We start from the raw sequence: 25,706 nt of genomic DNA on the forward strand, positions 1-25,706 counted from the left end.
ACCAGTTCAACATAGTTAGCGTCCTAACTATTAGTGTACGATGCGAATATGGCCGCGCCGACCGCTCCGGAGATCGACCCCCTCGCCCTCGAGCAGCAGGTCTGTTTCGCGCTGAGCATCACCAACCGCGCCGTCCTGGCGGTCTACCGGCCGCTGTTGGAGCCGTTGGGGCTGACGCATCCGCAGTATCTGGTGATGCTGACGCTCTGGGATCGCCAGAAGGCCGGGCACCAGAAACCGCTGTCGGTCAAGGAGATTGCCGCGACGCTGCAGTTGGATTCGGCGACGTTGTCGCCGATGCTGAAGCGCTTGGAGGCGTCGGGCCTGATCACCCGTACCCGAAACGCCGTCGATGAGCGCACCACCGACGTCAAACTCACCGACAGCGGCACCGCCTTGCGCCGGCGAGCGTGCAAGATCCCGCCCGCCGTTGTCGCGCGTCTGGGCGTCGGCATGGACGAACTTCGGCGCCTGCACCAGGTGCTGACGCGCATCAACTCGGCCGCCCTGGCGGCCGGCGCATTACAGACCTGACCCTGGGAGTAAGCATGACCATCACCAAGCCCAACCTTTGGCAGTACATCGGCTATTCGTACGGTCGACGCCTACCGGATTCGATGCGCAGCTGGGTCGCGAACGATCTGGCGGGCAAGGGAGCCGTGCGCCGGCACATGATCCGGTGGGCGATACCGCCGCTGTTCGTGCTTGCACCGTTCTGGCTGCTGCCCGCTTCGCTGTACGTGCACACGGAGATGACGGTGCCGCTCTACATCTGGGCGGTGCTGATTTCGCTTGCGCTGAACAAGGTTTGGCGGCGCCACCGGCTGGCGCAGCATGGCCTCGACCCGAACCTGGTCGACGTGATCAGGCGCAAGAAAGAGTCGAAGATGCACGAGGACTACGCCCGCCGTTACGGGCCGCGTCCCGAGTCGGCCAGGTGGCAGGACAACAGCAGCCCGTTCAGTTAGCCGGCTACACCGCGACCAGGTCGTCGGCGTGCACCGCCGGCCGGCGGAGCTCGCCGGGCAGCTCGGCGGTCGATCGGCCCATCATGGTGGCCAGTTCGGTCGCGTCGTAGGCGACCACGCCCCGGGCCACCATGGTCGCGTCCGGTCCGCGCAGTTCGACGACGTCCCCCGCATAGAACCGGCCCGTGACCGTGGTGATGCCGGCGGCCAGCAGCGAGCGGCGTTGCCGCACCACCGCGCGCACCGCTCCCTCGTCCAGCGTCAGCGAACCGGCGGCCTCGGCGGCGTAACGCACCCAGAACCGGCGGGCCGACATGCGAACCGGCCGCGGCGCGAACACCGTCCCGCTCGAGGCGTCGCTGAGCGCGGTCGCGGCGTCGGTCGCCGCGGCCAGCAGCACCGGGACGCCGGCGTCGGCGGCCAGCAGCGCCGACGACATCTTCGACGCCATCCCGCCGGTGCCCAGGGCGCTGCCCGGGCCGGCGACCACACCCTCCAGGTCCGCCGCGCCGGACACCTCGGGGATGAACCTGGCGCCCTTGGTTTTCCGCGGATCGGAGTCGTAGAGGCCGTCGATGTCGGAGAGCAGCACCAGCGCCTCGGCGCCCACCAGGTGGGCCACCAGCGCCGAGAGCCGGTCGTTGTCGCCGAACCGGATCTCGTTGGTGGCCACCGTGTCGTTTTCGTTGACGATCGCCACCGCATGCAGGGCGCGCAGCCGGTCCAGGGTGCGCTGGGCGTTGGTGTGTGAGGCCCGCACCGAAATGTCGTGCGCCGTCAGCAGCACCTGCCCGACCGTGCGGCCGTAGCGGGCGAACGCCGCGCTCCACGAGTTGACCAACGCCACCTGGCCGACGCTGGCGGCAGCCTGCTTGGTCGCCAAATCCTTTGGACGACGGGACAATCCGAGCGGTTCGATGCCGGCGGCGATGGCGCCCGACGACACGATGACCACGTCGGTGCCGGCCTTCATCCGCGCCTCGATGGCGTCGGCCAGTCCGGCCAGCCGACCGGCGTCGAACACCCCCAACGGCGTGGTCAGCGCGTTGGTGCCAACCTTGACCACCAGGCTGCGCGCGGTTCGGATGGTTTCGCGAGCCCTACTCAATGGCGCCGCTCCTCCTCATCGCTTCGTCCCCCGCAAGCGGGAGGTGCCCCCACTGCATCGTCGCCGGCGCTCATTCGTCGTCACCGTGTTGGCGGCGCTGCCGACGGGCGGCCTTGCGCTCGGCGGCCCCGATTCGTTCGCTGCGATCCAGCCGCGCGTCGGTGCCGCGGCCGGACAACGCAACGTGTTCTCCCGCAGGCGTTTGCGGCTCCCAGTCGAACGTCATCTCGCCGATGGTCACGGCGCAGCCCGGTTTGGCGCCGAGTTTCAGCAGTTCCTCCTCGACACCGAGGCGCGCCAGGCGATCCGCGAGGTAACCCACCGCTTCGTCGTTGTCGAAGTTGGTCTGGCCCACCCACCGCTCGGGCCGTGCGCCGGTGACGACGAACCCGCCCTCCCCGTCCGACTCGACGGTGAAACCGCTGTCGTCGACGGGCAGCGGTCGGATCACCGGGCGGCGCGGCACGATCTGGGGGCGCGCGGCGTTGTACTCCGAAATCATCTGCCAGAGCCCGAAGACCAAGGGCTGCAGCCCATCACGGGTGATCGTGGACACCAGAAACACCGGCCAGCCGCGCGCGGCGATCTCGTCGCGGACGAATTCGGCAAGCTCGCGGGCCTCGGGCACGTCGATCTTGTTGAGCACCACCGCCCGCGGCCGCTCGGCCAGATCGCCCAGCGCCGCGTCCCCCTGCAGGGTCGGGGTGTAGGCGGCGAGTTCGGCTTCCAGCGCGTCGATGTCGGAGATCGGGTCGCGACCGGGGTCCGCGGTGGCGCAGTCGACGACATGCACCAGCACGGCGCATCGCTCGATGTGGCGCAGGAATTCCAGGCCGAGGCCGCGCCCCTCGGACGCCCCCGGGATCAGCCCGGGCACGTCGGCGACAGTGAAGGTGTGCTCGCCCGCCGACACGACGCCGAGGTTGGGCACCAGCGTGGTGAACGGGTAGTCGGCGATCTTCGGTTTGGCCGCCGAAATCGCGGACACCAGTGAGGATTTGCCGGCCGAGGGAAACCCGATCAGGCCGACGTCGGCGACGGTCTTGAGCTCCAGGGTCAGGTCGCGAGCCTGGCCCGGCTCGCCGAGCAGCGCGAAGCCGGGAGCCTTGCGGGCGCGCGATGCGAGCGCGGCGTTGCCGAGGCCGCCGCGGCCACCGGCGGCCGCCTCGAAGCGGGTGCCGGCCCCCACCAGGTCGGCGAGCAGGCGGCCGCGTTCGTCGAGGACGACGGTGCCGTCGGGGACTTTGACCTCCAGGTCCGCGCCGGCGGCGCCGTCGCGGTTGTTGCCCATCCCCTGCTTGCCCGAGGGCGCGGTGACGTGCGGGTGAAAGTGGAAGTCCAGCAGGGTGTGCACCTGCGGGTCGACGATCAACACGATGCTGCCGCCGCGGCCGCCGTTACCGCCGTCGGGGCCGCCGAGCGGCTTGAATTTCTCGCGGTGGACCGACGCGCAGCCGTTACCGCCGGAACCCGCGCGCGCGTGGATGACGACGCGATCGACAAACCGGGGCATCGAGGGTCCTCTCAACTACCGCGGGCGCCGATGCGGGCCGGGGCCCGCCGCCGGACGCAGCGCCCGGGCCGGGCCCGGGCAACGCCTAGTCGGTGATTTGCCCGGCCGCGACGATGCTGACGGTCTTGCGGCCGCGCTTGGTCCCGAACTCGACCGCACCGGATTCCTTGGCGAACAGGGTGTCGTCGCCGCCGCGCCCGACGTTGTCGCCGGGGTGGAATTTGGTGCCGCGCTGGCGGACGATGATCTCGCCGGCCTTCACGACCTGGCCGCCGAACCGCTTCACGCCCAGCCGCTGCGCAGCGGAGTCGCGGCCGTTGCGCGAACTGGAAGCGCCCTTCTTGTGTGCCATGTGGTCCTCGCTACTTGATCCCGGTGACCTTCAGGACCGTCAGCTGCTGACGGTGACCCTGACGCTTGTGGTAGCCGGTCTTGTTCTTGAACTTGTGGATGCGGATCTTGGGGCCCTTGGTGTGCTCGAGCACCTCGCCGGTCACCGCGACCTTGGCCAGCGCGGCGGCGTCGCTGGTGACCTTGGCGCCGTCGACGACCAGGGCGACCGGCAGCGTCACGTTGGCGCCCGGCTCGGAGTCCAGCTTCTCGACCTTGACGACGTCTCCGACGGCGACTTTGTACTGCTTGCCGCCGGTCTTGACGATTGCGTACGTCGCCATCGTTGCTCCTGCCTCTTTCCTTCGCGCACGTGCCACCGGCTCGTTCGTGGTGGGTCTGGGGTGCGGGTCCGCGCCGGTCACCCGGGAGTCCCGCCCGTCGCCGGCCAAAGTCTTGTCGGTCTGGCCTGACGACAACTGTCCAAGGGTACGTGACCAGCGGCTACAGGGTCAAACCGGCTCGCCTGACCGCTCGGGTGACGCAGGTCAGTCCACGTGGATCGGCGGGCCGGCCGGCCTGCCCGCGGCGCGGCGACGGCGCGGACGGCCGAAAGCCGATCCGGCATCACCGGCCGCGCGGTCCTCGGAATCGTCGTCGTCGAGGTCGTCGTCGTCGTCCTCGTCGTCATCGTCGTCCAGGTCTAGGTCCTCGTCATCGAGGTCGTCGTCATCGTCGTCGAGGTCGTCCTCGTCCTCGTCGTCGCTGTCGTCTCCGTTGTCCTCAAAGTCCTCCGGCTCGGTGTCGGCCAGCGCCGCGGCGGCCGGCTCTTCGGCTTCGCCGTCGACCTTCGCGGTGACTTCCTCGGAGGACTCCTCGGGTTCCCCGTCGCCCTGGGCCGCTTCCGACGCCCCCGACGTGCCGGCCGCCATCGCCTTGAACATCGGGTGTTCCCCGGGCGTGTGGGCCGGCAGCACCTTGGCCACGGTGGGCTCTTCGGCGCCCTTCTTCTTCGACCGCCTGCCCCGGCGGCCACCGGATTCGGACTTACGGCCGTTGGACGGGGCGGAATCCACGGGATCGCTGTGCAGCAGCAGGCCGCGGCCGCCGCAGTTCGGGCACGTCGACGAGAACGCCTCGATCAGCCCGGTTCCCAACCGCTTGCGGGTCAGTTGGACCAGGCCCAGCGACGTCACCTCGGAGACCTGATGGCGGGTGCGGTCACGGGCCAGCGACTCGGTCAGCCGGCGCAACACCAGGTCGCGGTTGGACTCCAGCACCATGTCGATGAAGTCGATCACGACGATGCCGCCGATGTCGCGCAGCCGCAGCTGGCGCACGATCTCCTCGGCCGCCTCCAGGTTGTTCTTGGTGACGGTCTGCTCGAGGTTGCCCCCGGACCCGGTGAACTTGCCGGTGTTGACGTCGATCACCGTCATCGCCTCGGTGCGGTCGATCACCAGCGTGCCACCCGACGGCAGCCACACCTTGCGGTCCATGGCCTTGGCGAGCTGCTCGTCGATGCGGTGCACCGCGAACACGTCTGGCCCGCTCGAGTCATCCGGCCCGGTGGCGGGCTCGTACTTGGTGAGTTTCGAAACCAGCTCTGGCGCAACGGCATTCACGTACTCGTTGATCGTGTTCCAGGCCTCGTCGCCGGAGACGATCAGGCCGGCGAAGTCCTCGTTGAACAGGTCGCGGATGACCTTGACCAACACGTCGGGCTCTTCGTAGAGCGACACCGCGGCGCCGGCGGCCTTTTGTTTGGTTTCGGCGGCCTTGGCCTCGATCTGCTCCCAGCGTTCCTGCAGGCGGGTGACGTCCTTGCGGATGTCCTCCTCTTTGACTCCCTCGGACGCGGTGCGGATGATCACCCCGGCGTCGGACGGCACCACCTCGCGCAGGATCTCCTTGAGCCGCTGGCGTTCGGTGTCGGGCAGCTTGCGGCTGATCCCGGTCGACGATGCGCCCGGCACGTAAACGAGGTAGCGGCCGGCCAGTGAGACCTGCGTGGTCAGCCGGGCGCCCTTGTGGCCGACCGGGTCCTTGCTGACCTGCACGACGACGTAGTCGCCGGGTTTGAGGGCCTGTTCGATCTTGCGGTCCGACCCGCCCAGTCCGGCGGCCTCCCAGTTGACCTCCCCGGCGTAGAGCACGCCGTTGCGGCCGCGGCCGATGTCGACGAAGGCCGCCTCCATCGAGGGCAGCACGTTCTGCACGATCCCGAGGTAGATGTTGCCCACGAGCGAGGCGGAGGCGGCGGAGGTCACGAAGTGCTCGACGACGATGCCGTCTTCCAGCACCGCGATCTGCGTGTAGCGCGCGCCGGGATGCGGTGGCTCGGTGCGGACCCGGTCGCGCACGACCATCATCCGCTCGACGGCCTCGCGGCGCGCCAGGAACTCGGCCTCGGTCAGCACCGGCGGGCGGCGCCGCCCGGCGTCGCGCCCGTCGCGGCGGCGTTGCCGCTTGGCCTCCAGCCGGGTGGAGCCGTCGATGCCCTTGATCTCGGCGTTTGAGCTGCCGCTCTCGTCGCCGTTCTTGCCGCTGCGCGGCGGGCGCTCGTGCACGACGGTGTTGGGCGGATCGTCGGGCGACGGGCCCTCGTCGCCGTCGTCCCCGGCCCCCGACTTGCGCCGTCGCCGCCGCCGGCGGCGCCGGCTGGCGGCCTCCGAGGACCCGTTCTCGTCGTCGCCGGCGTCGGAGTCCTCCTCGTCGGCGTCCTCGGAGTCGGCGTCCTCATCTATGTCTTGGCCGTCGGCGCCGCCCTGTTCGCCGCGACCGCGGCCCCGGCCCCGGCGGCCGCGGCGCCGCCGCCGATTGGCGGGCCGGTCGGCCTGTTCGTCATCGTCGCCGTCGGAATCGTCGGAGTCGGCCGAATCGTCGTCGGTGTCGCGCTCGCCGCCGATCTCGACCGGCTGCGGCGCGACGAACAACGGCATGTAATCCCTTCCCGCACTTGAGGCGTCGAGCAGCAACGGTTGTTGTGCGGCGGCCGCGCTGCTGAAGCCCGGGATGTTCGGCAGGGGTTGGGCGAAGAGCAATTCGCGCACCTTGATCGCGTCCTCGCGGTCCACGCCGGAGTGCACGTTGCGGTCCCGCCCGTCGATCGCGGTGAGCGCCGCCAGCACCTCTTTGTTGGTGCTTCCCAGCGCTCGTGCCAGCTGGTGGACCCTCAGGCGGTCGGGCAGGTCCTCATTGTGGGCCGGCTCTCGTGACGAGTCTGTGGGTGGTGCACTGTCTACCACGTATTCTCCTTTAGCCCCCGGGCGCGTCGTTTCGACGCGGCCACGCGAGGGCTTCGCTATAGGCCCGGGTCGCTTCTCCCAGGCTTGTGATGGTCTCGCCCCGAGCGGCTCAGGTAGAACTCACTCGGCGCCGTACTGAATGTAGGCCTGACATGCGGCGCAACATCGCGGGGACGCGATGGTCGCGCTTGTCTAAGTCTTCATTCGGGTGTCCGACACCGGTCCGGCGACGTTCACCCGCTGTCAGTATCCCACATCACTTCCAGTGCCCACCCGCGCCCGATCCGCGCGCGCCAGCAAACGCCGCCGGGGCCCCGGTGTGGCCCGGATCGCCCCGGCGCTAAATTCCGGGAAACCAGAGCGCGATCTCGCGCTTGGCGGAATCTTCCGAATCGGACCCGTGCACCAGGTTGAACTGCGTCTCCAGCCCGAAGTCGCCCCGGATGGTGCCGGGCGTGGCCTTGTCCACCGGGTCGGTACCGCCCGCGACCTGCCGAAACGCTGCGATCGCGCGCGGCCCCTCCACGATCGCCGCCACCACCGGCCCCGAGGTGATGAATTCCAGCAACGATCCGAAGAAGGGCTTGCCCTCATGCTCCGCGTAGTGCTGGCCGGCCAGCTCTTCGCTGACGTGCCGGAGCTCCAGCGCCGCGATGGTGAGGCCTTTCCGCTCGATGCGGCCGATGATCTCGCCGATCAGATGCCGCTCGACGGCGTCCGGCTTGATCAATACCAGGGTCCGTTCGGTCACGGCGGACAGCGTACAGAACCGATTCGCGTCTAGCTTGGCGGCGACTGACGCCGCCGGACCTCGGCCCGGAAGTACGCGATCAGCGCCCACAACCCGGTGAACAGCACGCCGATGAATCCCACCCCCGGGTAGATGGCGAAACCGGCGAGCAGCACCACCTGCACGGCCAGGTTCACCCAGATCGCCCACGGCCGGCGCTGCAGCCCGGCCAGCAGGATCAAAACGACGGCCAGGCCGATCAGATAGACCAGCGACGCGGCGTTCAGACCGCCGCCGACGGCGCCCACCACCGGGATCGCCAGCAGCACCACGATCGCCTCCAGGACCAGCGTCGCGGCCATCACGCCGCCGAAGCTCTTCCAGGGGTCGGGACTCTGGTCTGTCATTGCGGGTCTCTACCGAACAGGGTCCGCGCGGCCCCGGCGGTGACCACCGAGCCGGTGACGACGATCCCCGTGCCCGAAAACGATTCCGCCTCACCGATTTCCGTGGCCGCCTCGTCGACCAGGGCGGTCGCGACGTCGATCGCGTCGCGCAGGTTTTCCGCCGTCGTCACGCGATCGGGCCCGAACCGCTCACGGGCGGCCAGCGCCAGCGACTCGACGTCCAGCGCGCGCGGCGAGCCGTTATGGGTCACGACGACCGAATCGAACGCGGGCTCCAGCGCGGCCAGGATGCCGTCCACGTCCTTGTCGGCCATGATGCTCAGCACGCCGACCAGGAACCGGAAGTCGAACTCGCCGGCCAGCGTCTGCGCCAGCGCCGTCGCCCCGGCCGGGTTGTGGGCGGCGTCGATGAACACCGTCGGCGCGCTGCGCAGTCGTTCCAGCCGGCCGGGGCTGGTGACCGCGGCGAAACCGGCCCGGACCGCCTCGACGTCGAGCTGTCGCTGCGCGCCCGCCCCGAAGAAGGCCTCGACCGCCGCGAGCGCCACCACCGCGTTGTGGGCCTGGTGTTCGCCGTGCAGCGGCAGGTAGACGTCCGAGTAGACCCCGCCCAGGCCCTGCAGCTGCAGCACCTGCCCGCCGATCGCGACCTGGCGGCCCAACACCGCGAACTCCGAATCCTCGCGGGCGACCGCGGCGTCGGCGCGCACGGCCTGGGCCAGCAGCACCTCCATGGCCTCCGGCGCCTGCCGCGCGATGACGGCGACGGTGTCCGGGGCGCCCTCGGGCGCCTGATGGATGATGCCGGCCTTCTCGCCGGCGATCCCGGCGAGGTCGCCGCCGAGGTATTCCACGTGGTCGATGCCGACGGGGGTGACGACCGCGACCGGCGCGTTGATCACGTTGGTGGCGTCCCAGCGGCCGCCCATGCCCACCTCGACCACCGCCACGTCGACGGGCGCGTCGGCGAACGCGGCGAACGCCATTCCGGTGAGGACCTCGAACTTGCTCATCGCCGGGCCACCGTCGGCTTGTGACTGCGCGTCGACCATCTGCACGAACGGCTCAATCTCGCGGTAGGTCGCCACGTATTGGGCCGGGCTGATCGGCTGCCCGTCGATGGCGATGCGCTCGACCGCCGATTGCAGGTGGGGGCTGGTGGTCCGGCCGGTGCGCCGGCCCAGCGCGGTCACCAGGGCGTCGACCATGCGCGCCACCGAGGTCTTGCCATTGGTGCCCGCGACGTGGATGGACGGATACCCGAGCTGCGGCGACCCCAGCAGGTCCATCAGGGCGCTGATCCGGGTCAGGCTGGGCTCGATGCGGGTCTCCGGCCAGCGTTGGTCCAGCAGGTGCTCGACCTGCAACAGGGACGCGATCTCATCCGGTGTGGGAGCCGCGCTGGTGGCCCGCTCGGGCGGCTCCAACGTCATTGCAGCGCGGCCAGCCTGGCGTTGATCCGGTCGGTTTCCTCCTGGGCGACGCGCTGACGGTCGCGGATCTTGGCGACGACCTGGTCGGGCGCCTTGGCGAGGAAGTCGGCGTTGCCCAGTTTGGCGGCCGTGGACGCCAGCTCCTTTTGCGCCACGGCCAGATCCTTTTCCAGGCGCCGGCGCTCGGCGGCGACGTCGATGGTGCCCGACGTGTCGAGTTCGACGACGACGGTGCCGCCGGACAGACGCACCTCCACCGACGCGGACGGCTGAAAATTCGGCTCCGTCGCGGTGAGCCACGCGAGCGACGTGACCGCCGCCACCTGGCCGCTCAGGTCGGAGGCTTCCACACCGGCCAGCCGGGCGGGCACCTTCTGCCGGTCGGCCAGACCCTGGTCGCTGCGGAACCGGCGGACCTCGGTGACCAGCCGCTGCATGTCGGCGATCCGTTGCGCGGCAACGGGATCCAGGGTGACGCCCGACGGTTTGGGCCACTCGGCGATCACCAGCGACTCCTGATCGGTCAGGGCCTGCCACAGCGCCTCGGTGAGGAACGGGATGACCGGATGCAGCAACCGCAGCAACGTGTCGAGCACCGCGGCCAGCACGGCGGTGGTGTGGGCGAGGCCCTCGGCGAGCTGCGTCTTGGCCAGTTCGACGTACCAGTCGCAGAATTCGTCCCACGCGAAGTGATACAGCGATTCGCAGGCGCGGCTGAACTCGTAGCCGTCGAAGGCCGAATCCACTTCTGCGCGAACCTCTTCCAGGCGCCCGAGGATCCATCGATCGGCGTCGGTCAGGTCGTCATGGGCCGGTAGCTCCGCGAGCGCGGCCCCGTTCAGCAGCGCATAGCGGGTGGCGTTGAACAGCTTCGTGCCGAAGTTGCGCGAGGCCCGGACGGCATCCTCGCTGACGGACAGGTCGCCACCGGGGTTGGCGCCGCGGGCCAGCGTGAACCGCAGGGCGTCCGCCCCGAACGCCTCCATCCAATCCAGCGGGTCGATAACGTTGCCCTTGGACTTGCTCATCTTGCGGCCGAACTCGTCGCGGATCAGCCCGTGCAGGAAAATGTCGGTGAACGGCACCTGCGGGCCGCGGCGGCCGCCGAGCGTGATGGCGTCGTCGCCGCCGACGAAGGTGCCGAACATCATCATCCGCGCGACCCAGAAGAACAATATGTCGTAGCCGGTCACCAAAACGCTTGTCGGATAAAACTTTTCCAGCTCGGGGGTCTCCGCCGGCCAACCCAGCGTGGAGAACGGCCACAGCGCGGAGGAGAACCAGGTATCCAGCACGTCGGGATCCTGCTCCCAGCCCTCCGGCGGCGCCTCGTCGGGACCGACGCACACCTGCTCGCCGTCGGGCCCGTACCAGATCGGGATGCGGTGGCCCCACCACAGCTGGCGCGAGATGCACCAGTCGCGCATGTCGTCGACCCAGGCGAACCAGCGTGGCTCCAGGCTGGCGGGGTGAATCACGGTGTCCCCGTTGCGAACCGCGTCACCGGCGGCCTTGGCCAGCGATTCCACCCGAACCCACCACTGCAGCGACAGCCGCGGTTCGATGGGCTCGCCGCTGCGCTCCGAATGCCCGACGCTGTGCAGGTAGGGCCGTTTCTCCTCGACGATTCGGCCCTGCGCCGCCAGCGCTTCGCGCACCGCGACCCGCGCCACGAATCGGTCCATCCCGTCGAATTGCGTTCCCGTGTCGGCGATCCGGCCCTTGGTGTCCATGATCGAGATCATCGGCAGCTCGTGCCGGAGCCCGATCTCGAAGTCGTTGGGGTCGTGCGCAGGCGTGACTTTGACCGCGCCCGTGCCGAATTCGGGGTCGACGTGCTCGTCCGCCACGATGAGGAGCGGACGGTCTACGAAGGGGTGCGGCAGGCTGGTTCCGACCAGGTGGCGGTACCGCTCGTCGTCGGGATGCACCGCGATCGCGGTGTCGCCGAGCATCGTCTCCACCCGGGTGGTGGCGACCACGATGTGCGGCTCGGCGTCGTCCAGCGAGCCGTACCGGAACGACACCAACTCGCCCTCGACGTCGAGGTAGTTCACCTCGAGGTCCGAGATCGCCGTCTCGAGGACTGGTGACCAGTTCACCAGCCGCTCGGCCCGATAGATCAGACCCGCGTCGTAGAGCCGCTTGAAGATGGTGCGCACCGCGCGCGAGAGGCCCTCGTCCATGGTGAAGCGGTCGCGGCTCCAGTCCACGCCGTCGCCGAGGCGGCGCATCTGGCCGCCGATGGCGCCGCCGGACTCCCGCTTCCAGTCCCACACCTTGTCGACGAACAGCTCCCGGCCGAAGTCCTCCTTGGTCTTGCCGTCGACCGCGAGCTGCTTTTCCACCACGCTTTGCGTCGCGATGCCCGCGTGGTCCATGCCCGGCTGCCACAGCACCTCATAGCCCTGCATGCGCTTTCGCCGGGTCAGCGCGTCCATCATGGTGTGCTCCAGCGCGTGGCCCATGTGCAGGCTGCCGGTGACGTTGGGCGGCGGCAGCACGATCGAGTAGGCGGGCTTGGAGCTGCTCGCGTCGGCCTTGAAGTAGCCCGCGTCCAGCCACTTCTGGTAGATCGCGTCCTCCATCGCGGCCGGATCCCACGACTTGGGGAGCTGGTCGGCAGCGGGGTGGGGGGTGGCGGTCACCGGTCAATTCTAGGGAGACTCGGTTGCCCGCGCGTAAGCGGTCGAATCCGCTGGTCAAGCGGATCCGACCGCTAACGCCGTCCCCAGCGATCAGGGAATAGTGAGCACTTGGCCGGGCTGAATCAGGTCGGGGTTGGGGATGCCGCTGGCGTCGGCGATCACCTGATACTTGCTGCCGTCGCCGTAGAAGCGCTCGGCGATGGCCCACAGGGTGTCACCGGATTCGACGGTGTACGTCCGCGCGGCAGGTTCCGGCTCTGGTTCGGCAGCAGCCTCGGCTGCGGGCTCTTCGACGGCGGTTTCGGCGACCGGCTCGTCGATGCCGGGCGCTTCCTCGGTGGCCGCCGCGGCGTCGGGTGCCGGGGGCGGCGGCGCGTCGGTCTCGGTCTTGGTCGACCAGGCCGCGCCGTCGGCGGCGTAGAGCACCAGGTTGCGATCGTCCTGCAGCACGAGCCTGACGTCCTTCTTGCCCTGCGTGGCGGTGTGCCACACCGGCTTGTCGGCCGTGTACACAACGAAATTGCCGTCGGGCTGCACCTCGGCCCGCACCACATCCTGGCCGTCGGTCCCGGTGGCCCAGAGCGCCTGACCGCGCGCGGCCAACACCAGGTTGCCGTCGTCCTGCAAGGTCAGGGTGTAGGCGCCGTTGTGTGAGGTGAGCGCTTCGCCCCGCACCAGCTTCTGTCCCGCGGTGAGTGTGTCCGACACTTCGTTCCCCTCTCGTTGTCGCCGTCCGGCCGATTGGGGTCGGACGTCATTTCCCTTGTCCGATAAGGACAAACCTACTCATCCTGGTTCGCCTTGGGCAGCCGTGAACCCGACGCAATCGAAATCGTCCGGGAACTGCCCGTGAACAGCCGGGACTACTTCTTGCCGCCGAGCAGGCCGCCGAGGAAATCGCCGAGCGCGCCACCCTTGCCGCTCAACACGCTGCCGAGGATGCCGCCGAGGGATTTGTCGCCGGAGCCACCACCGAGGATGCTGCCCAGGACTTCACCCAGGCCGCCGGAAGATGCCTCTTTCTTCGACGGGCCGCTCTCCCCGCCCGAGCCGAGCCGTTTTCCGATGTATGCCAACACAATCGGCAGCACCACCGGCAGCAACTGCTTGAGCAGCTCACGGTCGCCGGCACCCCGATCGGCCAGCGCCGACGCGACCTGGTCGGCATCGTTGCCACCGAAAAGCGTCGCGACCGCTTGGTGCCCGTCGCCCTCGCCGCCGCCCGCGTCGAGCAGGCCACGCGCGGCTTGACTGGTTGTTGCCATGGACTCGATCCGGCTGGCGTGCTCGGGATCGTCAGAGTTCTGTTGCAGGCCGCCGAGCAGGGCCGGCACCAGGGTGTGAACAGCGTTGTCGACGTCGCCTTCGTCGGCGCCGAGCCTGTTCGCGATGTCAGCAGTGGGAATCTGGGAGTACAGATCGTCGAGACCGGCCATCGGTGTGTCCACCTTCTCGAGTAGAGCCAAGTCGATTACGACACTAGACCCAGGGGCCCCCGATCGAAAGCCGTTGCGGCAACCCGGATCAGGCCAGCCGTTCGGTCTGCAGCGACACGCCGGCGACCGGCAGTCGCGCCAGCAGCGCGTCGCCCATCGCGGCCGCGGGCGTGAGCACGCCGGACAGATCGGAAAGCTTGTCGCGGTCCAGCGCGAGGGCCAGGCCGCACTCCCCCAGCAGCACCGCGGTGGCCTTATAGCCCGGGTCTCCCCGCTGCTCGATGCGCGCCACGTAGCGGGCGCCGCTGGTCGTGGTGGTGTAGGTCTCGATCCGGTAGTAGCCGCGCTCGCGGACGGCCTCGCTCGGACCGGTGCCGGGCTTGGGGACGACCCTCTCGACCAGGCCCCGCGGCAGGAACCGGAAGTAGCGGCTGCCCAGCCCGAACGTCGCATTACCCACACCGGTGACGACGGCCGATGCCACCGGCGCGAGGGGCGACGACCCGACGCTCATGTTCTCGTCGTAGCGGAACCGCCGGCCGTACGCCCAGTCCAGCAACGCGTTGCTGCGCCGCACGATTCGGGTGTTGTAGGGCGCCATCATGAATCCCGCGGTCCACAGGCCGGACAGTTCCGGCGCCAGGTCACGACCGCGGTGCAACGGCAGGTCGGGCTGGCGGCCCAGTTCGGGTTCGGCGCCGCGGTCGGAGCTCAACGTGTACGGGTCGTTGAGCAGGTTACGGGCCTCGGGGTCGTTCGAGGCGGTGTCCAGCACCTCGAGCAGCGACGCGACGGTGCCGCCGGACAGGCCGCCGCGCAGCGAGCGCACCACGAGATGGGTGTCGCCCAGCTCGCCGGCACTGTCGTCCGGCGCCGCCCGGTACAGCGCGTACACGGTCAGATCCGACGGGACGGAGTCGAAACCGCAGGCATGCACGATGCGGGCACCGGTGTCGGCGGCCTGCTTGTGGTGCAGATCGATGCTCTCGCGCACGAACATCGCCTCACCCGTCAGGTCGGCGTAATCGGTGCCCGCCGCCGCGCACGCCGCCACCAGCGGCAGCCCGTAGCGGGTGTAGGGCCCGACCGTCGTGACGACGACCTGGGTTCGGGCGGCCATCTCGTCCAGGGTCGAGGGCGACGCGGCATCGGCGGTCAGGACGGCCCAGTCCCGCGCCGATTCGCTCAAGCTGTCGCGGACCGCGCTTAGTCGGTCCGGCGACCTGCCCGCCAGGGCGATCCGCGCGCCGGCTCCGGCGCGCGCCAGGTACTCGGCGGTCAGCCGACCGACAAAGCCGGTCGCCCCGTACAAGACAATGTCGAATTCGCGCGTCGTTGCGGTCACCGGCCCGACGCTACGCCCGCGGTCGAAACCCCCAAAACAAGTAGTGCCGGGCGCGATGGCCCGGCACTACTTGTACCTCTATTGACGGCTCAGGTCAGCCGCGGCGACCGCAGACCGGCCAGGCGCCGATGCCCTGCGAGTGCAGCACGTTCTCGGCCACCCGGATCTGCTCTTCGCGGGAGGCGCTGGCCGGGGACCCCGAGCCACCGTTGGCGTGCCAGGTGCTCGAGGTGAACTGCAGACCACCGGAGAAGCCGTTACCGGTGCTGATGCCCCAGTTGCCACCGGACTCGCACTGCGCGATGGCGTCCCAGTTCACGCTGTACGCCTTGTGAACCGGCGGCGGGGGCGGAGCGTCCGGCGCCGGCGGCGGCGGAACGTTCGGGTCGAAGCCCACGGGCGCGGGCGGCGGCGCGTCCGGCGCGGCAGGCGGCGGCGCGTCCGGCGCGGGAGGCGGCGGCGCGTCGGGCGCCGGCGCGGGAGGCACGTCAACCGGCGCCAGGGCGTCCGGAAGGGCCGCCGGCGGCGGAACGTTGGGGTCGAAGGCCGCCGGAGCTGCCGGCGGGGCGTCCGGAGCCGGCGCCGGGGGCGCGTCGGGGGCTCCGACGGGGGGAACGTTCGGGTCAAAGCCCATCGGTTCCGCGTTGGCGGAGGGTACCGCCACCAAACTGCCGGTGATCGCGGCGAGGATGAGCGTCTTGCGGACGTTCTTCAAATTTCTTCCTTTCGCGGTGCGCGCGCCAAAGCAGACCCACCGGAGTGGGTCGAAGGTTTGGTTGGTGCCGAAAAGGTGCTCGGGGACGTGCCGTCTCGTTCGGGCACGACAGCGGCGGGCTCTCGATCTGCCCGGCGGGGTCCTACCCCGGGCCGCGGCGCTTACATGCCGTCCGCAGCCCCGCTCGCACGCGGGTCCGTGTTTTCAATTTTCGATTACTTATCCGTTAACCCGTTTCGGGCTACCAGGGACCGTACGAAACCCACGGGCGTTCGTCATCTTCGGAAATCGGATATCTCGGTTGGGTAACGAGCCGATCACGCCGCGATCGCGGAATCATCTCTGCAGGTCAGTCGCGCATTTTGGCGCGGTGCCCATCAGGCGAAATCGCAACCGGATCGTGAGCCGAATCACGCCCTTTTTGTGAGCTGGCACACGTGTTTGCTGGTTCGGCGACCCCTCCGGAGCGCGGATTTTGCCATCTGGGCCGCGACGGTGAACCGGCGCAGGGTACAACACAATACGCGAGATCGCTTCCGACACGCCGGAACAGACGTAGACGTACATCATCGAGTGAAAGTTGCTGCCCAACATGGGATTTGGCAATCGAAATCCAGTTAGCAACTGCGCCAACCACTTTCGATACCCCGTGTACAATTTGCCACGCCCGTAATGGATTGCCGAATCGGCGGAGTCGAGGTTTCATTGGCCAGATCCTGAAAACCACTCCGCACCAAGGCGATTCGACGAATCGGAGAAGCGGCGGGGGGCCGCGTTGCGCAGATAACGACGGACTATGGCTGTCATGCCAAGACAATCGCCGAATTTAGGCGAAACGATTCATCGAATAGCGCGTCGGTCGCCAATTAAATGACGGTACCGCTCGGCGTCAGACGCGCGCCTGCGTCGCCGCGCGCAGCTCGGCGTCGGTGTTGACGTTCGTCAGGGCGCGCGAATCCGGCAGCACGATCTGCTGCGCATCCGAGGCGTCGATCAGGGCGCTCATTCTGCGCTCGCCGGCGGCGACCAGCGCGTCGACCCGATCGGCGAGATCGGTGCGGTACACCGCGGCCAGGTAGTGGCTGCGGCCGTCCCACGGCAACACCACCTCGGCGTTGGTTTCGGTGGCGAGGTGGACCAGGTCGTCGATGAGTTCGGCGGTCAGCAGCGGCATGTCGACGGCGCAGACGAATGCGAACCGGGCGCCGGCCTCCGCGGCCGCGCGCAATCCCCGCCCGGTCGCCGACAGCGGTCCCAGCCCCCGCACCTCGTCGCGCACGACGCGCGCCTGCAGCGACGGCAGCGGCTGCCCCGGGGCGGCCATCACGAAGACCGGCTCGCAGCGTTGCGCGACGATGCCGACGACGTATTCGGCGAGCGTGCCGGATCCACCGGGCCCGGGCAGCGTGGCCTTGTCGCGGCCCATGCGGCGCGACTCGCCTCCAGCGACTATCACCCCGGCCAGTGGCACTGTGTCGGGTCCCTGGTCGGCCATGTCAGTCGACGGTCCAGGTGTCGCGCCCGCGCAGCAGCGATTGCAGCGCGGCGGAGTCGAATGGCTTCGACGCCTGTGCAGCGTGGACCTGAGCGCGCGCCGCGTCGTCGTAGGTGGGCCGGCTGATGTTGCGGAAGATGCCCAGCACGGTGTGGTCGAGGTTCTGGTCCGAAAGCCGGGACAGCGCAAACGCGTAGGCCGAGTCGTCGGCATGCGCGTCGTGCACCACGATCTCGTCGGTGCGCACGTCGGCCGTCTTGGCCACCTCCAGGCTGAAGCCCGACTTCACCACGCAGTATTCGCCGTTGGCGCCGAACACGATCGGCTCGCCGTGGCGGACGTTGATCACCCGCTCCTCGGCGCCCTCCTTGCGCAGCGCGTCGAAGGAACCGTCGTTGAAAATCGGGCAGTCCTGCAGGATTTCGACGACGGCGGCGCCCCGGTGCTCGGCGGCGGCGCGCAGCACTTCGGTCAGGCCGGCGCGGTCGGAGTCCAGCGCGCGGCCGACGAAGGTCGCCTCGGCGCCCAGCGCCAGCGACACCGGGTTGAACGGCTGGTCGAGCGAGCCCATCGGCGTCGACTTCGTGACCTTGCCGACCTCCGACGTCGGCGAGTACTGGCCCTTGGTCAGCCCGTAGATCCGGTTGTTGAACAGCAGGATGGTGATGTTGACGTTGCGGCGCAGCGCATGGATCAGGTGGTTGCCGCCGATCGACAAAGCGTCGCCGTCGCCGGTGACCACCCACACCGAGAGGTCCTCGCGGGCCAGCGCCAGGCCGGTCGCGATGGCCGGCGCGCGGCCGTGGATCGAGTGGAACCCGTAGGTCTCGAGGTAGTACGGGAACCGGCTGGAGCAGCCGATGCCGCTGATGAACACGATGTTCTCGCGGCGCAGACCCAACTCGGGCAGGAAGTTGCGGATGGTGTTGAGGATGACGTAGTCACCGCAGCCGGGGCACCAACGGACCTCCTGATCGCTGGTGAAGTCCTTGCCCTTCTGCGGCGGGTCCTCCGCCGACAGCGTGGGGACCCCGTCGTTCTTGGACAGCCTCGGGGTCACCCCGAGGTCCGTGCCGATCAGGTCCGTCATTCGCTAGCTCCCGCTCCAACCGTTGCTGCCGCCATTCTGGCGACCATCTTCTTGTCTTGCTCGATTTCGGCCAGCGTGCCGCCCAGCGCAGCGCGGATCAGACGCCCGATCTCGTCCGCCAGGAAGGCCACACCCTGGACCTTGGTGACCGATTGCACGTCCACCAGGTACTTGCCGCGCAGGATCAGCGCCAGCTGACCCAGGTTCATCTCCGGGCACACCACCATCGGGTAGCGCCGCAACACGTCGCCGAGGTTCGCGGGGAACGGGCTGAGGTTGCGCAGATGCGCGTGCGCGACCTTGATGCCCTTGCGCCGGGCGCGCCGGCAGGCCTCGCCGATCGGACCGTACGAGCTCCCCCACCCGATCAGCAGCAGCTCGGCGTCCCCCGTCGGATCGTCGATTTCCAGGTCGGGCACCGCGATGCCGTCGATCTTGGCCTGCCGAATCCGGACCATGAGGTCGTGGTTGACCGGCTCATAGGAGATGTTGCCGGAGCCGTTCGCCGCTTCCAGGCCGCCGATGCGGTGCTCGAGCCCGGGGGTGCCGGGGACGGCGAATTGCCGGGCGAGGGTCTCCGGGTCGCGGTTGTACGGCTGGAAGGGCTCGCCGGGCTTGGCGAAGGCATGCGTGATCGGCTGCAGGGAGCCGACATCCGGGATGCGCCACGGCTCCGAGCCGTTGGCGATCGCGCCGTCCGACAACACGATCACCGGGGTGTGGTAGGACACCGCGATGCGCACCGCCTCGATGGCGGTCTCGAAGCAGTCGGACGGCGAACGCGGCGCGACCACCGCCACCGGGGACTCCCCGTTGCGGCCGTACAGCGCCTGCAGCAGGTCGGCCTGCTCGGTCTTGGTGGGCAGGCCGGTCGACGGGCCGCCCCGCTGAACGTCGATGACCAGCAGCGGCAGCTCGGTCATCACGGCCAGGCCCAGCGCTTCGGACTTCAGCGAAATGCCCGGGCCGGAGGTGCTGGTGACGCCGAGGGCGCCGCCGTACGACGCGCCGATCGCCGCGCAGATGCCGCCGATCTCGTCCTCGGCCTGGAAGGTGATCACGTTGAAGTTCTTGTGCTTGGACAGCTCGTGCAGGATGTCCGAGGCCGGCGTGATCGGGTAACTGCCGAGCACGACCTGGATCCCGGCCAGCTGGCCGGCCGTGACGATGCCGTAGGACAGCGCGGTGTTACCCGAGATCTGGCGGTATTCGCCCGACGGCAGGACCGCCCGCGAGACCTCATACGTCGTCCCGAACGCCTCCGTGGTTTCGCCGTAGTTCCAGCCCGCCTTGAGCGCGAGCACGTTGGCCTCGGCGACGTCGGGCTTGCGGGCGAACTTCTCCCGGATGAACCGCTCGCTGGTCTCGATCGGCCGCCCGTACATCCACGACAGCAGGCCGAGCGCGAACATGTTCTTGGCGCGCTGGCCGTCCTTCTTCGACGCGCCGATCGACTCGACGGCCCCGAGCGTCAGCGTCGTCATCGCGACGGAGTGCACGACGTACTCCTCGAGCTCGTCGGTCTCCAGCGGGTTCGTCACGTAGCCCACCTTGGTCAGGTTGCGCTTGGTGAACTCGTCGGAATTCGCGATGACCATTCCGCCGCGCGGCAGGTCGCCGATGTTGGCCTTGAGCGCCGCCGGGTTCATCGCGACCAGGACGTCGGGGCGGTCGCCGGCGGTCAGGATGTCGTAGTCGGCGATCTGAATCTGGAACGACGAAACCCCGGGCAATGTGCCTGCGGGGGCGCGGATCTCGGCGGGATAGTTCGGCTGGGTCGCCAGGTCGTTGCCGAAAAGGGCTGCCTCGGAGGTGAACCGGTCGCCGGTCAGCTGCATGCCGTCGCCGGAGTCCCCGGCAAATCGAATGACAACTTGTTCTAGACGCTGGCGGTCCGACCCATTGCGAGAGGAGCCATTGGGAGAATCAGACCCGGCCCCACTGCCGTTCGGATCCACTTATCCGCCTTCCATTCGTTAACCGGATAGGCACTTCGCGCTGGAGCATTAGGGTACGCCCGCTGGGGCGGCTCCCTGGCCCACAAGCTTGTGTGTCACTAGTAGTACCAATTATGGCACTTCTTTAAGAGAAGCATGGGCGTCTCGAAAGCATTGCATGCAGCGGATTTACGCTTAAACGCCGAAGTCAGCGCGGGCTACTGGTGCGTAGGCAGCGAAACTGTGGTATTGGTCACGTTCGTCGCCTGCCCGGCATGCGCTGCGAACGCGGCGCCGTCTCGGGCATCGCGACGAGATACAACACGAGGCCCGCGGCGGCCAGGGCACCGAGGAAGGCGAAGGCGGCGTCGTAGCCGGCCGCCACCACGATCGAGCCGGCAACCAGGTTCGAGACCGCAGCGCCGATGCCCGTCGCCGCCGTCACCGCGCCCAGGCTGATGTTGAACCGGCCGGTTCCGTGTGTCACGTCCTGCACGACGAGCGGAAACAACGCGCCGAACACACCGGCCCCCACGCCGTCGAGCAGTTGCACGCCCACCAGCCAGTACGAGTTGTCGGACAAGGTGTAGAGAAATCCACGCGCGGCCAAGACCGCGAATCCGACCAAGAAAATGGGTTTGCGCCCCCAGGAATCGGCCTTGGCCCCGGCCAGGTAGGCGACCGGGACCATGACGACCTGCGCGGCCACGATGCACCCCGCCATCAGCGCGGTCCCGACGTCTTTGTTGTGCAACGCCAACAGTTGGCCGACCAGGGGAAGCATCGCCGCATTGGCGAAGTGAAAGGCGATGACCGTGACGGCGAAAATCATCAGCCGGCGATTGTGCAGCAGCACCGTTAGCCGCGACGGCTGCTGGTGCGGCTCGCCCGGGGTGTGGTCCATGCCCCGCGCCACGTCGTTGTCGATCGCGTCGGCCGGAATCCGCAGGGTCGCAACGACACTGCCGGCCGCCATCGCGGCGAGCACCCAGAACACCACCGCGGGCCCAAGGAAGTAAGCCAAGGCACCGGTGACGGCCGCGGCCGACGCGTTGCCCGCGTGATTGAACGACTCGTTGCGCCCAACCCGCCGCGAGAAGAGACGAGGGCCAACCGCACCCAGGGTGATCGCGGCCAACGCCGGCGCGAAGACGGAGCCCGCGATTCCGGTGAGAGCCTGCAGCACCGAGATCGAGTAGAAGCCCGGAAACAACGGCATCGCCAACGATCCGGCGGTGACGGTCAGCGCGCCCGCGATGATCACCGCCCGCTTGGCCGTCGTCCGGTCGACCAGCGCGCCGGCCGGCGCCTGAGCGACGATCGCCCCGATGCCGCCGACCGCCATGACGAACCCGATCGACCCCTGGTCCCAGTGATGGGTCACCAGCAGGTAGACCGACAGGTACGGGCCCAACCCGTCGCGAACATCGGCCAGCAAAAAGTTGAGCAGGTCCAGCCCACGCGCCAGGCGCCGCGGGACCTCGGCCGGGCTGTTCAAAGCTTCAGGCGGCCGGAATCAGGGAATTGCTTAGGCGCTCTTGTCGCGGCGTTCGCTGCGCGACGGCTTGCGCGGCACGATCGTCGGCAGGACGTTGTCCTGCACCGTCTCCTTGGTCACCACGACCTTGGCGACGTCGTCGCGGCTCGGGATGTCGTACATCACCGGCAGCAGGACCTCTTCCATGATCGCGCGCAGACCTCGGGCGCCGGTGCCGCGGTGGATTGCCTGGTCGGCGATCGCCTCCAGCGCGTCGTCGGTGAACTCCAGCTCCACGCCGTCCATTTCGAACAGGCGGGTGTACTGCTTGACCAACGCGTTCTTCGGCTCGGACAGGATCTTGACCAACGACTCCATGTCCAGGTTGGTGACCGACGCGACCACCGGGAGCCGCCCGATGAACTCCGGGATCAGGCCGAACTTGATCAGGTCCTCGGGCATGACGTCGGCGAAGTGATCGGTGGTGTCGATCTCGGCTTTGGAGCGCACCTCGGCGCCGAAGCCCAGGCCGCGTTTTCCGACCCGCTCGTAGATGATCTTCTCCAGCCCGGCGAACGCACCCGCGACGATGAACAACACGTTCGTGGTGTCGATCTGGATGAATTCCTGGTGCGGGTGCTTGCGGCCGCCCTGCGGGGGAACCGACGCCTGGGTGCCCTCCAGGATCTTCAGCAGGGCCTGCTGGACGCCCTCGCCGGACACGTCGCGGGTGATCGACGGGTTCTCGCTCTTGCGGGCGATCTTGTCGACCTCATCGATGTAGATGATGCCGGTCTCGGCGCGCTTGACGTCATAGTCGGCGGCCTGGATCAGCTTGAGCAAGATGTTCTCGACGTCCTCGCCGACGTAACCGGCCTCGGTGAGCGCGGTGGCGTCGGCGATGGCGAACGGCACATTGAGCATCTTGGCCAGCGTCTGGGCGAGGTAGGTCTTGCCGCAGCCGGTGGGGCCGAGCATCAAGATGTTGGACTTGGTCAGCTCGACGGGCTCGGAGCGTGAGTCGCGGCCCTTCTCCCCGGCTTGAATCCGCTTGTAGTGGTTGTAGACGGCGACGGCCAGGGTGCGCTTGGCGGTGTCCTGCCCGATGACGTATCCCTCCAGGAACTCCCGGATCTCGGCGGGCTTGGGCAGTTCGTCGAGCTTGACGTCGTCGGCGTCGGCGAGTTCCTCTTCGATGATCTCGTTGCAGAGGTCTATGCACTCATCGCAGATGTACACACCGGGGCCAGCAATGAGTTTCTTGACTTGCTTTTGGCTCTTCCCGCAGAACGAGCACTTAAGCAGGTCACCGCCGTCTCCGATGCGCGCCATGGTGCTGAGGGCCTACTTCCTGTTCGCCGTTCGTCGTGCTGTGCCGCATGTATTCCCCGACGCTACCCGCTTGCTTGGGCCCCCCGCGACCATTACCGCCGAATCGCGTCGTTGGTATTCATGTCCGTTGTCTGCATGAAACATATAGGCAGACGGCGCCCCTCACTCGCCGAGACGCGCAATCCGTGTTTTTGGCGTGTCGCGCTCGTTACCCGATCGAGTCCAGTGGGCTGCCACAACCCTACAGTTATCGGGTGGGATTGGCTTTCGGTTTTGGAGGGCCAACCGAGTCCGTACTGATTAGCGACGGCGGCCTGGCCACCGAGCTGGAGGCCCGCGGGCACGATCTTTCGGACCCGCTGTGGTCGGCCAAGCTGCTGGCGGACGCGCCGCAGGAGATCGTCGCCGTGCACGCCGCGTTTTTCCGGGCCGGCGCCGCGATCGCGACCACGGCCAGCTATCAGGCGTCGTTCGACGGTTTCGCGGCTCGCGGAATCGACCGGAACGAAGCGGCCGGCCTGCTGCGCCGCAGCGTCGAGCTGGCGAAGGCGGCGCGCGCCGAAACCGGCGCGGGCGGGCTGATCGTCGCCGCCTCCGTCGGCCCGTACGGCGCCGCGCTCGCCGACGGCTCCGAATACCGCGGACGCTACGGCCTGTCGGTCGCGGAGTTGCGGCGCTGGCACCGGCCCCGCCTGGAGGTCCTGGGCGCCGCCGGGGCCGACGTGCTGGCGTGCGAGACGGTGCCCGACGTCGACGAGGCCGAGGCGCTGGTCGATCTGGTCCGCTCCGCGGGCGTGCCGGCGTGGCTCAGTTACACCATCGACGGGACGACGACCCGCGCCGGACAACCGCTGGCCGAGGCGTTCGCGGTGGCCGCCGGCGTCCCGGAGATCGTGGCGATCGGCGTCAACTGCTGCGCGCCCGGGGACGTGCTGCCCGCGATCGAAATGGCCCGCGCCGTCGGCAAGCCGGTGATCGTCTACCCGAACAGCGGCGAGCGCTGGGACGGAAGCGCGTGGGTCGGGCCGTCGCGGTTCGACGCAGAGCTGGCGCGCCAGTGGGCGGCCGCCGGTGCTCGCATCGTCGGCGGGTGTTGCCGCGTCGGGCCGGCCGACATCGCCGAAGTGGCGAGGGCGCTTGCACCGAGCCTGTAATTTCGCCGCGCGCTACTCGGACTTTCCCTGCAGCATTACAGGCTCGGCGAGGTGTCAGGCGGTCTGCGCGGAGAGCTTGCGGTATTCCAGGACGGTGTCGATGATCCCGTAGTCCTTGGCCTCTTCGGCCGTCAGGATCTTGTCCCGGTCGGTGTCCTTGCGGATCACCGACGCGTCCTTGCCGGTGTGGCGGGCCAGCGTGGTCTCCATCAGCGTGCGCATCCGCTCGATCTCGGCGGCCTGGATCTCCAGGTCGGAGAACTGGCCCTGGATCACGCCGGACAGCGACGGCTGGTGGATCAGCACGCGGGCGTTGGGCAGCGCCATCCGCTTGCCCGGCGTCCCGGCGGCCAGCAGCACCGCCGCCGCCGACGCGGCCTGGCCCAGGCACACGGTCTGGATGTCGGCGCGCACGTACTGCATGGTGTCGTAGATCGCCATCAGCGAGGTGAACCCGCCGCCGGGCGAGTTGATGTACATGGTGATGTCGCGGTCCGGGTCGAGCGATTCCAGCACCAGCAGCTGCGCCATGATGTCGTTCGCCGACGCGTCGTCGACCTGCACGCCGAGGAAGATGATGCGCTCCTCGAACAGCTTGTTGTACGGGTTGGACTCCTTGACACCGAAGCTGGAGTGCTCGATGAACGACGGCAGGATGTACCGCGCCTGGGGTTGCGTTTCGGGATTCACTGGGCTTCTCCGTTGGTGATGTGGGCGGCGCGGGTGATGATGTGGTCGACGAAACCGTATTCGAGGGCTTCCTGGGCGGTGAACCAGCGGTCGCGGTCGGAATCGGCCTCGATCCGTTCGATGGACTGGCCGGTGAATTCGGCGTTGAGCCGGAACATCTCCTTTTTGATGACCGTGAACTGCTCGGCCTGGATGGCGATGTCGGCCGCGCTGCCGGTCACCCCGCCCAGCGGCTGGTGCATCAGGATCCGGGCGTGCGGCAGCGCGTAGCGCTTGCCCTTGGTGCCGGCGGCGAGCAGGAACTCGCCCATCGAGGCGGCCATGCCCATCGCGTAGGTGGCGATGTCGCATGGCGCCAGCACCATGGTGTCGTAGATCGCCATCCCGGCGCTGATCGATCCGCCCGGGGAGTTGATGTAGAGCGAGATGTCCTTGTCGGCGTCCTCCGCGGCGAGCAGCAGGATCTGCGCGCAGAGCCGGTTGGCGACCTCGTCGTTCACCTCCGAACCCAGGAAGATGATGCGCTCGGAGAGCAAGCGCTCATAGACCGAGTCCGTGAGGTTGAGCCCCTGCGAGGGCGAACGCATGTCAGTCACGACTGGGTTACCTGCTTTCTCGAGTTCTTCTCTGTTCCGACCCTAACCAACCAA

23 protein-coding genes and 1 pseudogene are annotated in these 25,706 nt (G+C 68.5%); 3 read left to right on the plus strand and 21 right to left on the minus strand.

What is annotated here, in order from left to right; all coding sequences use genetic code 11:
• Positions 1 to 48: 48 nt before the first annotated feature.
• Both AC5Y4S_RS08865 and AC5Y4S_RS08870 read left to right on the plus strand, forming a co-directional pair.
• Positions 49 to 534 (plus strand): MarR family winged helix-turn-helix transcriptional regulator, encoded by a 486-nt coding sequence (locus AC5Y4S_RS08865; RefSeq protein WP_500032265.1) that lies wholly within the window; start codon positions 49 to 51, stop codon positions 532 to 534.
• 14 nt (positions 535 to 548) lie between these two features.
• Positions 549 to 968 carry a DUF5313 domain-containing protein gene (locus AC5Y4S_RS08870; RefSeq protein ID WP_500032266.1) on the plus strand — a complete coding sequence of 140 codons (420 nt, stop codon included), beginning with the start codon at positions 549 to 551 and terminating at the stop codon, positions 966 to 968.
• Between the two features lie 4 nt (positions 969 to 972).
• Here AC5Y4S_RS08870 and proB read toward each other — a convergent pair whose 3' ends face one another.
• The 19 genes and pseudogenes from proB to clpX all read right to left on the minus strand — a co-directional run bounded on the left by proB (position 973) and on the right by clpX (position 23,212).
• Positions 973 to 2,076, minus strand: coding sequence for a glutamate 5-kinase (gene proB, locus AC5Y4S_RS08875; protein WP_500032267.1), 1,104 nt, complete (start codon positions 2,074 to 2,076; stop codon positions 973 to 975).
• Positions 2,073 to 2,144: pseudogene (locus AC5Y4S_RS08880) on the minus strand (16S rRNA (guanine(966)-N(2))-methyltransferase RsmD); the annotation flags it as partial. The gene proB and the pseudogene AC5Y4S_RS08880, both read right to left, overlap by 4 nt.
• Before the next feature lie 2 nt (positions 2,145 to 2,146).
• Complete coding sequence (gene obgE, locus AC5Y4S_RS08885) at positions 2,147 to 3,589, minus strand: GTPase ObgE (protein WP_500032268.1); 1,443 nt, start codon at positions 3,587 to 3,589, stop codon at positions 2,147 to 2,149.
• 85 nt (positions 3,590 to 3,674) lie between these two features.
• Complete coding sequence (rpmA, locus tag AC5Y4S_RS08890) at positions 3,675 to 3,941, minus strand: 50S ribosomal protein L27 (RefSeq protein WP_500032269.1); 267 nt, start codon at positions 3,939 to 3,941, stop codon at positions 3,675 to 3,677.
• 10 nt (positions 3,942 to 3,951) lie between these two features.
• Entirely contained in the window at positions 3,952 to 4,263 is a 312-nt protein-coding gene (rplU, locus tag AC5Y4S_RS08895; RefSeq protein ID WP_067158787.1) for a 50S ribosomal protein L21, read from the minus strand.
• Positions 4,264 to 4,467: 204 nt separating this feature from the next.
• On the minus strand, positions 4,468 to 7,167 hold the full coding sequence (gene rne, locus AC5Y4S_RS08900; RefSeq protein ID WP_500032270.1) for a ribonuclease E: 2,700 nt from the start codon (positions 7,165 to 7,167) through the stop codon (positions 4,468 to 4,470).
• A gap of 340 nt (positions 7,168 to 7,507) precedes the next feature.
• Positions 7,508 to 7,918, minus strand: coding sequence for a nucleoside-diphosphate kinase (gene ndk, locus AC5Y4S_RS08905; protein WP_068129860.1), 411 nt, complete (start codon positions 7,916 to 7,918; stop codon positions 7,508 to 7,510).
• A 29-nt stretch (positions 7,919 to 7,947) separates the two neighbouring features.
• The gene (locus tag AC5Y4S_RS08910; RefSeq protein WP_068129863.1) at positions 7,948 to 8,304 is read right to left on the minus strand and encodes a DUF4233 domain-containing protein; all 357 of its coding nucleotides are present in this window, start codon (positions 8,302 to 8,304) and stop codon (positions 7,948 to 7,950) included.
• A complete protein-coding gene (folC, locus tag AC5Y4S_RS08915) occupies positions 8,301 to 9,737 on the minus strand; it encodes a bifunctional tetrahydrofolate synthase/dihydrofolate synthase (RefSeq protein ID WP_500032271.1) in 1,437 nt (478 codons plus the stop codon). The genes AC5Y4S_RS08910 and folC overlap by 4 nt, the downstream gene beginning before the upstream one ends.
• Positions 9,734 to 12,385, minus strand: a complete 2,652-nt coding sequence (locus AC5Y4S_RS08920) for a valine--tRNA ligase (protein ID WP_500032272.1) — start codon at positions 12,383 to 12,385, stop codon at positions 9,734 to 9,736. The genes folC and AC5Y4S_RS08920 overlap by 4 nt, the downstream gene beginning before the upstream one ends.
• Positions 12,386 to 12,475: 90 nt before the next feature.
• A complete protein-coding gene (locus AC5Y4S_RS08925) occupies positions 12,476 to 13,093 on the minus strand; it encodes a LysM peptidoglycan-binding domain-containing protein (RefSeq protein WP_500032273.1) in 618 nt (205 codons plus the stop codon).
• Positions 13,094 to 13,248: 155 nt separating this feature from the next.
• Positions 13,249 to 13,821, minus strand: coding sequence for a DUF937 domain-containing protein (locus AC5Y4S_RS08930; RefSeq protein ID WP_500032274.1), 573 nt, complete (start codon positions 13,819 to 13,821; stop codon positions 13,249 to 13,251).
• Between the two features lie 88 nt (positions 13,822 to 13,909).
• On the minus strand, positions 13,910 to 15,166 hold the full coding sequence (locus AC5Y4S_RS08935; RefSeq protein WP_500032275.1) for a saccharopine dehydrogenase family protein: 1,257 nt from the start codon (positions 15,164 to 15,166) through the stop codon (positions 13,910 to 13,912).
• A gap of 94 nt (positions 15,167 to 15,260) precedes the next feature.
• Positions 15,261 to 15,881: a transglycosylase family protein gene (locus AC5Y4S_RS08940; protein ID WP_068104046.1), complete on the minus strand. Its 621-nt coding sequence runs from the start codon at positions 15,879 to 15,881 to the stop codon at positions 15,261 to 15,263.
• 889 nt (positions 15,882 to 16,770) lie between these two features.
• The gene (mobA, locus tag AC5Y4S_RS08945; protein WP_500032276.1) at positions 16,771 to 17,376 is read right to left on the minus strand and encodes a molybdenum cofactor guanylyltransferase; all 606 of its coding nucleotides are present in this window, start codon (positions 17,374 to 17,376) and stop codon (positions 16,771 to 16,773) included.
• Position 17,377: 1 nt separating this feature from the next.
• Positions 17,378 to 18,466 (minus strand): 2-oxoacid:ferredoxin oxidoreductase subunit beta, encoded by a 1,089-nt coding sequence (locus tag AC5Y4S_RS08950; RefSeq protein WP_500032277.1) that lies wholly within the window; start codon positions 18,464 to 18,466, stop codon positions 17,378 to 17,380.
• Positions 18,463 to 20,424, minus strand: a complete 1,962-nt coding sequence (locus tag AC5Y4S_RS08955; RefSeq protein WP_500032278.1) for a 2-oxoacid:acceptor oxidoreductase subunit alpha — start codon at positions 20,422 to 20,424, stop codon at positions 18,463 to 18,465. The genes AC5Y4S_RS08950 and AC5Y4S_RS08955 overlap by 4 nt, the downstream gene beginning before the upstream one ends.
• 232 nt (positions 20,425 to 20,656) lie before the next feature.
• Entirely contained in the window at positions 20,657 to 21,901 is a 1,245-nt protein-coding gene (locus AC5Y4S_RS08960) for an MFS transporter (RefSeq protein WP_500032279.1), read from the minus strand.
• 30 nt (positions 21,902 to 21,931) lie between these two features.
• Entirely contained in the window at positions 21,932 to 23,212 is a 1,281-nt protein-coding gene (clpX, locus tag AC5Y4S_RS08965; protein ID WP_067159263.1) for an ATP-dependent Clp protease ATP-binding subunit ClpX, read from the minus strand.
• A gap of 254 nt (positions 23,213 to 23,466) precedes the next feature.
• Between clpX and mmuM the strand changes: the two genes are divergently transcribed.
• Positions 23,467 to 24,366 (plus strand): homocysteine S-methyltransferase, encoded by a 900-nt coding sequence (gene mmuM / locus AC5Y4S_RS08970; protein ID WP_500032280.1) that lies wholly within the window; start codon positions 23,467 to 23,469, stop codon positions 24,364 to 24,366.
• Between the two features lie 54 nt (positions 24,367 to 24,420).
• Here the strand turns inward: mmuM and clpP2 are convergent, their stop codons facing one another.
• Positions 24,421 to 25,056 carry an ATP-dependent CLP protease proteolytic subunit ClpP2 gene (clpP2, locus tag AC5Y4S_RS08975; protein ID WP_067007947.1) on the minus strand — a complete coding sequence of 212 codons (636 nt, stop codon included), beginning with the start codon at positions 25,054 to 25,056 and terminating at the stop codon, positions 24,421 to 24,423.
• Positions 25,053 to 25,643 carry an ATP-dependent CLP protease proteolytic subunit ClpP1 gene (clpP1, locus tag AC5Y4S_RS08980; protein WP_067159269.1) on the minus strand — a complete coding sequence of 197 codons (591 nt, stop codon included), beginning with the start codon at positions 25,641 to 25,643 and terminating at the stop codon, positions 25,053 to 25,055. The genes clpP2 and clpP1 overlap by 4 nt, the downstream gene beginning before the upstream one ends.
• Positions 25,644 to 25,706: the final 63 nt, after the last annotated feature.

The sequence above is a fragment of the Mycobacterium sp. NGS64 genome (genome assembly GCF_059812245.1).